7 protein-coding genes are annotated in these 8,634 nt (G+C 55.6%); 2 read left to right on the top strand and 5 right to left on the bottom strand.

Annotation, left to right across the window (positions count from 1 at the left end; all coding sequences use genetic code 11):
* Window positions 1–299: 299 nt before the first annotated feature.
* The 4 genes from hemG to pepQ are packed head-to-tail and all read right to left on the bottom strand — an operon-like array spanning window position 300 to window position 4,283.
* Window positions 300–833 (bottom strand): menaquinone-dependent protoporphyrinogen IX dehydrogenase, encoded by a 534-nt coding sequence (hemG, locus tag HZZ01_RS19300; RefSeq protein WP_179899053.1) that lies wholly within the window; start codon window positions 831–833, stop codon window positions 300–302.
* A gap of 17 nt (window positions 834–850) precedes the next feature.
* Window positions 851–2,302 (bottom strand): Trk system potassium transporter TrkH, encoded by a 1,452-nt coding sequence (gene trkH, locus HZZ01_RS19295; RefSeq protein ID WP_179899052.1) that lies wholly within the window; start codon window positions 2,300–2,302, stop codon window positions 851–853.
* 32 nt (window positions 2,303–2,334) lie between these two features.
* Window positions 2,335–2,952: an IMPACT family protein gene (locus tag HZZ01_RS19290; RefSeq protein ID WP_179899051.1), complete on the bottom strand. Its 618-nt coding sequence runs from the start codon at window positions 2,950–2,952 to the stop codon at window positions 2,335–2,337.
* Window positions 2,952–4,283 (bottom strand): Xaa-Pro dipeptidase, encoded by a 1,332-nt coding sequence (gene pepQ / locus HZZ01_RS19285; protein WP_179899050.1) that lies wholly within the window; start codon window positions 4,281–4,283, stop codon window positions 2,952–2,954. Before pepQ ends, HZZ01_RS19290 begins: the two co-directional genes overlap by 1 nt.
* Window positions 4,284–4,470: 187 nt before the next feature.
* Between pepQ and fadB the strand changes: the two genes are divergently transcribed.
* Both fadB and fadA read left to right on the top strand, forming a co-directional pair.
* Window positions 4,471–6,654 (top strand): fatty acid oxidation complex subunit alpha FadB, encoded by a 2,184-nt coding sequence (gene fadB / locus HZZ01_RS19280; protein ID WP_179899049.1) that lies wholly within the window; start codon window positions 4,471–4,473, stop codon window positions 6,652–6,654.
* 10 nt (window positions 6,655–6,664) lie between these two features.
* A complete protein-coding gene (gene fadA, locus HZZ01_RS19275; protein WP_179899048.1) occupies window positions 6,665–7,828 on the top strand; it encodes an acetyl-CoA C-acyltransferase FadA in 1,164 nt (387 codons plus the stop codon).
* 80 nt (window positions 7,829–7,908) lie between these two features.
* Here the strand turns inward: fadA and fre are convergent, their stop codons facing one another.
* Window positions 7,909–8,610 (bottom strand): NAD(P)H-flavin reductase, encoded by a 702-nt coding sequence (gene fre / locus HZZ01_RS19270; RefSeq protein WP_179899047.1) that lies wholly within the window; start codon window positions 8,608–8,610, stop codon window positions 7,909–7,911.
* Between the last annotated feature and the right edge of the window lie 24 nt (window positions 8,611–8,634).

Raw genomic sequence — 8,634 nt, 5'->3', positions numbered from 1 at the left:
TGATATCAATCCTGCGAGTGCCCACACAGATTGTCTGATAAATTGTTAAAGAGCAGTGCGAACAGTGCGTTAGCGTCCTGTCGCGAGGTGGCGTATATTACGCTTTCCTCCTGCAGAGTCAACCTCTTTCTCAGAAGTTTTTCTCCGGCGGCGCAGTTTCCTGTGCCTCTCAGCCCGTTTCCCGTTGCCGGTGTTCCGTGTCGATGGAGGCGCATTATAGGGAGTTCGCGCGGGCTGACAAGTGTTTATTACGAAAAGATTATCGTTCGCAGTAATTTTCATCAAATCGCGCTATTTCGCTACGATTTGCCTGGTAACTGTGCAAAATCATTGGCAAAAGTGCGTACCTGCTGCCAGTCCGTGTACTCCACTTCTTTTGTGGAATCTGTCTCACCGCCGGTCATACGCATAATCAGCTGAATCATGACGCGATCAAACCAGCGATAGCGCGGATAATAGAGCGCGCCCGCAAACACGGCACAGCAATCAGGTTGCCACGGCGAGTTGGCCAGGAACTTCTGCGTATAAGCATTAGTTTCAGGAGAACGCTTCTCGGGTTTACGCGCCGTGAGGTTCACCGAAAAGAAACCACTGGTACGCTGCTGCAACTCCTGAAGATGAAGCTTTACGAACTTATCGACGACCGGCTGGAAATGGCCGTAGCGGATAGAGGCGCCAATCAGCACGCGATCATACTGTGCCCAGTCAGGCAGGGCAGCATCCTGAATGTCCAGCACATCGCATGGCTGCTGCTGACGGATTACCTCAGCTATAGAAGAGGCAATCTTCTTTGTTTGCCCATCGCGGGTGGAATAGAGAATCAGCGCTTTCATGTCAGCATCCTTATTAATTATTCACGCCAGAAAGTAGGCGTGAACAGCACCAGCAAGGTAAATACCTCGAGACGCCCGAACAACATGGTTGAAATAAGAATCCATTTCGCCACGTCATTCATTGAAGTGAAGTTATCGGCTACAACCCCCAGGCCAGGGCCGAGATTGTTCAGCGTCGCGGCAACGGCAGCAAAAGCCGAGAAGTCATCAACACCGGTCGCGATGATCGCCAGCATGCTGACCAGAAATACCAGCGCATAAGCCGAGAAGAAACCCCATACGGCTTCAAGGATACGCTCCGGCAGCGCCCGATTGCCCAGCTTAATGGTGTAGACCGCATTGGGGTGAACCAGACGCTTAAGCTCACGGTTACCCTGCTTGCATAACAGCAGAATGCGAATCACCTTCAGACCACCGCCGGTTGAACCGGCACAGCCGCCAATAAAGGCAGAACACAATAGCAGTACCGGCAGGAACAATGGCCAGCGTGCGATGCTGTCGGTGGTGAATCCCGCCGTCGTCGCCATGGAGACCACCTGGAAAAAGGCCTGATTCAGCGTTTGCCAGCCGCTGTCGTAAACATTATGGAACCAGAGCACCAGTGTACAGATCAACACCAGCGTCAGCTGAACGCCAATAAACATGCGGAATTCAGGGTCGCGCCAGTACACACGCAAATTGCGTCCGCTTAACATGGCAAAGTGCAAGCCGTAGTTACAGCCTGAGATCAGCAGAAACACCGCCACGATGGTATTGATAGTGCCACTGTTAAAATAGCCGATACTGGCATCATGGGTTGAGAAGCCGCCAATGGCGATAGTCGAGAAACTGTGGCCAATAGCATCAAACGCTGGCATTCCCGCCAGCCACAATGCCAGCGCACAGGCTATCGTCAGCAGAACGTAGATCAGCCAGAGTGTTTTGGCCGTCTCGGCGATACGTGGTCGCATTTTATTATCTTTGAGCGGCCCAGGCATTTCAGCGCGATAGAGCTGCATACCCCCGACGCCCAGAATCGGCAGTATCGCTACTGCTAATACGATGATCCCCATCCCCCCCAGCCACTGCAGCATCTGCCGATAGAAGAGAATCGCCTTAGGCAACGAGTCCAGCCCTACCAGCGTGGTGGCACCGGTCGTTGTCAGGCCAGAGAAAGATTCAAAGAACGCATCCGTCACAGAAAGATGCGGCTGCTCGGCAAAGATAAAGGGCATGGCCCCTACGCTGCCCAGTACCGTCCAGAACAGAACCACAATGAGAAACCCTTCCCGCGGTTTGAGTTCGGTTTTCTTTTTGCGATTCGGCCACCACAGCAGTGAGCCAATCACCAGCGCCATCATAAAGGTCTGGCTAAACGCCCGCCCCGCGCCATCGCGATAAATTAAGGCGACCAGGCCGGGCAAAATCATCGTCACTGAAAAGAGGATCACCAGCAGACCGACTATGCGGGTAATGGCGCGAAAGTGCATTCAGCCGTTCCTTTAAATAAAAGAGATGAACATCATGGTGTGAGCGGGATCAGCGATAACGCGCCCCGACTAAAGTCTGACAGATTTTTTTTGAACCCGTCGATCTGTCCGTAAGGTACAGCCAGTGTCAACGCAATGCGATCCTGAAACTGGCTGTCGGTCACCTTACCTTCAAAACGCTGTACCAGCCGTTCAACATCACTGAGCTGTGGATAGTCACATTGCAAAGTAAACAGCTTCATCGGCACTTTGCGCTGCCGTGGCAGCAGCTTAAGTCCCTGCTGAACGCCACCACCATAGGCTTTCACTAAACCACCGGTTCCCAGCATGATGCCGCCGTAGTAACGCACCACTACAGCGGTAATCTCGCCAATATCCGCGCCCATCAGTTGCGCCAGCATCGGTTTCCCTGCCGTACCCGAAGGTTCACCATCATCAGAGAAACCGAGTTGCTGAGAATCATTCGGTGCGCCCGCGACCCAGGCCCAGCAGTGATGCCGGGCGGCAGGATGCTCGCTTTTAACCTGCTGGACAAACGCGCGCGCGGCCTCTGCACCCTCGGTGTGCGCCAGTAGCGTAATGAAGCGACTCTTTTTGATTGTCTCCTCACTGCTGCTCACTGGCACAGCGGGAATGTCAAAGGCCTCCATCAGGCCAGATGCAGATCGCGGGTCATGTTCTCAACGCGATGCGCATGGATCACCACGTTATCCTCGATACGAATCCCGCCATAAGGCCGAAGCGCATCAATGGCCTGCCAGTTAAAGTGCTGACTGAAACGGCCTGCACGCAGCGGCGTCAGTAACGAGTCAATAATATAGAAGCCCGGCTCAATGGTTAATACCATGCCCGGTTGCAGCACGCGGGTACAGCGAAGATAAGGATATTGCGCTGGCGCGGCGAGATGGGTGCCCTGCTCATCCTGCATAAACCCGGCAACGTCATGTACCTGCAGACCCAGCGGATGCCCCAGGCCATGTGGCATAAACGGACCGGTCAGATCTTCAGCCACCAGCGCTTCTTCGCTGATTCCCTGAACCAGCTCAAACTTCAGCAACATCTTCGCAATACGCTGATGCATCTGAAGATGATAATCGGTGTAGCGTACGCCTGCTTTCAGCGTGGCTATCAGGGCCAGCTCTTCAGCGTTCATCGCCTCAACCATTCTGGCATAGAGCGAACTGCTCTGCGCAGCATAGCTGCGGGTCAAATCAGCGGCGTAACCAAGATACTCAGCGCCCGCATCAATCAAAAAGCTATGGCGTTTCGCCGGTGGCTGATGATCCAGCCGTGTGTAGTGCAGCACCGCAGCGTGTTCATTCAGCGCAATGATATTGCCGTAAGGCACATCGGTATCGCGATGACCGGTCGCGGTCAGATACGCCTGATTGATATCGAACTCGCTTAAGCCTGCCGAGAACGCCTCTTTCGCTGCGCGATGACCGGCAACCGCCAGCTTCTGCGCCTGGCGCAGGCAGGCAAGTTCATAATCTGTTTTGATGCTGCGATGGAAATGCAGGAAGTCGATCACCGCTTTGGGATTGATATTGCCGGAGGGGATACCGAGCTGCGCCGCACGCGCGTTGACCGGGCCAATGTAGGCGACATTATCACGCTGGGCAGGCAGTAACTGCGCAATCTCATCCGCATTTTTCAGGCCGACAACCTCGACATCTCCGGTCCAGAAGCTATCCGGCAACGGTTCAACGTTATGCCAGTAATCCACCGGAGAGTAGAACCACAGTTTCGGTTTGTTCACACCATCAATCCAGAGCCAGCAATTAGGCACCTGCGTCACCGGCACCCAGGCCTTGAACTGCGGATTTACCTTAAACGGATAGGTGTGGTCATCCAGAAACACCGTCAACAACTCACCGGAATGGATCAACATCGCATCCAGTTTGTTGCGTGCCAGCACCTGCTGCGCCCGTTGTTGCAACGTGGCGATATGCGCGTGATACAAGGTCTTCAGTGAATCCATTGACGTCTCTCCAGTGTCGCGAAATGGCCGCAAGTTTAGCATACCCCTTGCGCAGATGCCGAAGTCGGCGGAGCTGTGATCTTGTTAGCAAATAAACAAAGAGCAGTTTGCAAATAATTAACATCGCTCCCACACTCACGATCATCTGGTATGACCAGATCACCTTTCGCGGTTTCAGGAGACGCACATGCTCTACCAAGGCGCTAACCTTACTCTTCACTGGCTGGACGATGGCATCGCCGAGCTGGTTTTTGACGCTACAGGCTCGGTCAACAAGCTCGATACGCAAACTGTCGCCAGCCTGGGCGAGGCCATTGCGGTGCTGGAGCAGCAGCCAGAACTGCGCGGCCTGCTGTTAAGCTCCGCCAAACCGGCTTTTATTGTGGGCGCGGATATCACCGAGTTCCTTTCTTTGTTTGATGCACCGACCGAAAAACTGAGCCAGTGGCTGAGTTACGCCAACAGCATCTTTAACCGTCTGGAAGATTTGCCAGTACCGACTCTGGCCGCCATTGACGGCTATGCGCTGGGTGGCGGATGCGAATGCGTACTGGCAACCGATCTGCGTATTGCTACTGCGGACGCCCGTATTGGCCTGCCGGAAACGAAACTCGGCATCATGCCCGGCTTTGGAGGCAGCGTGCGATTGCCGCGTCTGCTGGGGGCCGACAGTGCGCTGGAAATTATTGCAGCGGGCAAAGATGTCGATGGCAATGCTGCCCTGAAACTCGGTCTGGTCGATGCGGTGGTGGCTCGCGAGAAACTGCGCGAGGCGGGTATCACGATGCTCAAAGCGGCCGCCACTGATGGCAGCTGGCGTGCGCGCCGGGCACCGAAACTGGCTCCGCTGAAACTCAGCCCGATTGAAGCAGCCATGAGCTTCACGATTGCAAAAGCGATGGTGCTGCAGACCGCAGGTAAACACTATCCCGCTCCGCTGATGGCAGTAAAGACTATTGAAGCGGCGGCCAGTCTTGGCCGTGATGATGCGCTGAAACTTGAAACCGCGGCATTTGTGCCGCTGGCGCAGTCTGATGAAGCCCGCGCACTGGTCGGCATCTTCCTCAACGACCAGTATGTGAAAGGCCTGGCGAAAAAGCGCGGCAGCGAAAGCGGCGCACCGTCTCAGGCGGCGGTACTGGGCGCAGGCATTATGGGTGGCGGCATCAGCTACCAGTCTGCGTGGAAAGGCGTGCCGGTCAGAATGAAAGATATTAACCCACAGGCGTTAACGCTGGGAATGAATGAAGCCAGCAAGTTACTTAATAAGCTGCTGGAGCGCGGCAAAATCGACGGCAACAAACTGGCCAGTGTGATCGCCACTATTCAGCCCACACTGGATTACGCCGGTTTTGACCAGGCCGATGTGGTGGTGGAAGCGGTGGTTGAGAACCCGCTGATCAAAGCTAAAGTGCTGGCAGAAACCGAACCGCATCTGCGTGAAGACGCAATTCTGGCCTCCAATACCTCGACCATTCCTATCAGCCAGCTGGCGCAGGCGCTGCAACGCCCGGAAAACTTCTGTGGCATGCACTTCTTCAATCCGGTGCCGCGTATGCCGCTGGTTGAAGTGGTTCGTGGCGAGAAAACCAGTGAAGCGACGCTGAGTAAAGTGGTGGCCTGGGCCAGTAAAATGGGCAAAACGCCGATCGTGGTGAATGACTGTCCGGGCTTCTTTGTGAACCGGGTGCTGTTCCCCTACTTCGCTGCTTTCAGCCTGCTGCTGCGCGACGGCGCTGATTTTCGTCAGATTGATAAAGTGATGGAAAAACAGTTCGGCTGGCCGATGGGTCCCTCATGGCTGCTGGATGTGGTAGGCATCGATACCGCACACCACGCGCAAAGCGTCATGGCGGATGGTTTCCCGGATCGTATGAAGCATGACTATCGCGATGCGATAGACCTGCTGTTTGATGCCGGTCGTTTTGGCCAGAAAAATGGCAAAGGCTTCTGGCGCTGGGAAGAGGATAAAAAGGGCAAACTGAAGAAAGTGCCGGATGCAGAGGTGGATACACTGCTGCAACAGGTCTGTCAGCCTGCGCGGGTCTTCAGTGACGAAGAGATTCTGAACCGCATGATGCTGCCGATGCTGAATGAAGTGGTGCGCTGCCTGGAAGAGAAGATTATCGCTTCGCCGGCAGAGGCGGATATGGCACTGGTCTATGGCCTCGGCTTCCCGCCGTTTCGTGGTGGTGCTTTCCGCTACCTCGATACCCTGGGCAACAGCAATGTGGTCGATCAGGCCCGGCGCTACAGCACGCTCGGCGGCCTGTATGCCCTGCCTGCGCTGCTGGTGCAGAAAGCCCATCAGCATGAAAGCTGGTATCCCGCCGCCAAACCGATTGATGAAGCCGCGCTGAAAAGCGCCTGAGGGCAAGAAGATGGAAAATGTGGTGATTGTTGATGCGGTGCGCACGCCAATGGGACGTTCAAAAGGCGGCGCTTTTCGTAACGTGCGCGCTGAAGATCTCTCTGCGCATCTGATGCGCGAAATTCTGAGCCGCAACCCGGCGGTGAACCCGGCCTCGCTCGACGATATCGTCTGGGGCTGCGTACAGCAGACGCTGGAACAGGGATTTAATATCGCGCGTAACGCCGCGCTGCTGGCCGAAATTCCGCACTCCGTACCGGCCACTACCGTCAACCGGCTGTGTGGTTCTTCCATGCAGGCGCTCCACGATGCGGCCCGCGCCATTATGGTTGGCGATGCGCAGTGCTGCCTGATTGGGGGCGTGGAGCATATGGGACACGTGCCGATGAATCACGGTGTGGACTTTCATCCCGGCCTCGGCCGCACCGTCGCTAAAGCCGCGGGCATGATGGGCTTAACCGCCGAGATGCTGGCGCGTATGCACCATATCAGCCGTGAGCAGCAGGATGCGTTTGCCCTGCGTTCGCACCAGCGCGCATGGCAGGCCACTCAGCGTGGGGATTTCGCGACAGAGATTGTCGCCACCTATGGTCACGACAGCGACGGCATTCTCAAACGCTATGATTTCGACGAGGTGATCCGCGAGGAGACCAGCGCCGAAGGACTGGCGGCGCTCAAACCTGCCTTTGATCCGGTGAATGGCACCGTCACGGCGGGAACGTCGTCGGCGCTGTCAGATGGCGCGGCCGCCATGCTGATCATGAGTGAATCACGTGCCCTTGAACTGGGGCTGACGCCACGCGCACGTATCCGCAGCATGGCAGTGGTCGGCTGTGATCCGTCAATCATGGGCTACGGACCGGTACCGGCCAGCAAACTGGCATTGAAACGCGCTGGACTGAGCGTCAGTGATATCGACGTGTTTGAGCTGAACGAGGCCTTTGCCGCGCAGACACTGCCCTGCATCAAGGACTTAGGTTTGCTGGAGATGATGGATGAAAAGGTCAATCTGAATGGCGGCGCGATTGCTTTAGGCCATCCGCTGGGCTGCTCCGGTGCGCGCATCAGCACTACGCTGCTGAACATTATGGAACGACGCGATGCCCGATTTGGTCTCGCCACCATGTGCATCGGACTGGGTCAGGGTATCGCGACCGTATTCGAACGTCTGTAATACGTTGAGTCTTACTTTGTCAGATTTACCCGCCGTAAACCGGCGGGTTTTTTCTGTCTGCTACAGGCTGCTACCGGAAATCAGATAAAGGCAAACGCATCGCCATACATCTGTGTTTCCACTGCGCCACGCTCGGCACAAAAACGATCGCGGGCAATCTTCGCCATCTCAAAACGTCCGGCGATGTAGATCTCATGCTCGCTCAGCGTGCTGAAGTCCTGCATCACGGCCGTCAACACCGTGCCTGAACGACCCTGCCAGCCCGCTTCTGGCTGCTCGACGACCGGAATTACTTTCAGATTCGGGTGCTTCACCGCCAGCGCATCCAGCTCGTCCATATCGTACAGATGCTTGAGTTCACGTCCGCCCCAGTAAATGGCGATATCGCGCTCTGGCTGTTCTGCCAGTGCAGTAAGCAGAATGGAACGGGCATAGGAGAAACCGGTACCGCCTGCAATCAGTATCAGCGGTTTTGTGCTCTCTTCGCGCAACCAGGCATCACCATGGGGCATATCAACCGTGATCTGGCGGTCGTTACGGATGCGATCCATAACGGCCATGGCATAGAGGTTAAGATCGGACGCCCCGATATGCAGCTCAATGATATCTTTTTCCATCGGCGTTGAGGCCAATGAGAACGGACGCTTATCGCGCTCATCCATCACTACCATCAGATACTGTCCCGCGCGAAAACTGAATTCCGCTTCAGGGATCAGGCGAACGCGATAGACCGTGTCGGTAATCGCCTCAACTGAAGTTACTTTACAGCTTAACGTTGTCATGCGTTCCCTCTGTCGGGTCGTCTT

Origin of the sequence: Pantoea sp. WMus005, assembly GCF_013415305.1 — a bacterium.
In the GTDB taxonomy this organism is placed as follows: Bacteria; Pseudomonadota; Gammaproteobacteria; order Enterobacterales; family Enterobacteriaceae; genus Pantoea; species Pantoea rara.
This window is presented reverse-complemented; position numbering and strand designations above follow the sequence as displayed.

What these genes read in the sequence shown, in the direction of transcription:
- hemG (WP_179899053.1), bottom strand. Translation starts at nt 833, where the DNA reads ATGAAAGCGCTGATTCTCTATTCCACCCGCGATGGGCAAACAAAGAAG.
- trkH (WP_179899052.1), bottom strand. Translation starts at nt 2,302, where the DNA reads ATGCACTTTCGCGCCATTACCCGCATAGTCGGTCTGCTGGTGATCCTC.
- HZZ01_RS19290 (WP_179899051.1), bottom strand. Translation starts at nt 2,952, where the DNA reads ATGGAGGCCTTTGACATTCCCGCTGTGCCAGTGAGCAGCAGTGAGGAG.
- pepQ (WP_179899050.1), bottom strand. Translation starts at nt 4,283, where the DNA reads ATGGATTCACTGAAGACCTTGTATCACGCGCATATCGCCACGTTGCAA.
- fadB (WP_179899049.1), top strand. Translation starts at nt 4,471, where the DNA reads ATGCTCTACCAAGGCGCTAACCTTACTCTTCACTGGCTGGACGATGGC.
- fadA (WP_179899048.1), top strand. Translation starts at nt 6,665, where the DNA reads ATGGAAAATGTGGTGATTGTTGATGCGGTGCGCACGCCAATGGGACGT.
- fre (WP_179899047.1), bottom strand. Translation starts at nt 8,610, where the DNA reads ATGACAACGTTAAGCTGTAAAGTAACTTCAGTTGAGGCGATTACCGAC.